Consider the following 262-nt stretch of genomic DNA (forward strand, 5'->3'; position numbering starts at 1 on the left):
TGACACCTGCAGGGGTGATTTGAATGGCAGTCAGGCCGGCATCACTGACGGTCACGCTGATGTCATTACTGCTAATGTTATCTAGGATGGCAGTCACTGTTGCACTACCCGTAGTCACTGCAGTCAGCAGGCCAGCAGTGGTCACCGTTATCACCGACGTATCATCTGAAAGCCAGCTAACAGATCTGGTGATATCGGCTGTGGAGCCGTCACTGTAGGTGCCTGTAGCAGTTAATTGCTGAGTATTTCCCTGATTAAGTGT

1 protein-coding gene is annotated in these 262 nt (G+C 50.8%); it reads right to left on the bottom strand.

Going from position 1 to position 262, the window contains the following annotated elements; genetic code table 11:
- Positions 1–262, bottom strand: a 262-nt coding sequence (locus Q0779_RS23900) for an Ig-like domain-containing protein (protein ID WP_298776766.1), incomplete at both ends; no start/stop codon positions are given.

This window comes from uncultured Shewanella sp. (genome assembly GCF_947491715.1).
Classification (GTDB): domain Bacteria; phylum Pseudomonadota; class Gammaproteobacteria; order Enterobacterales; family Shewanellaceae; genus Shewanella.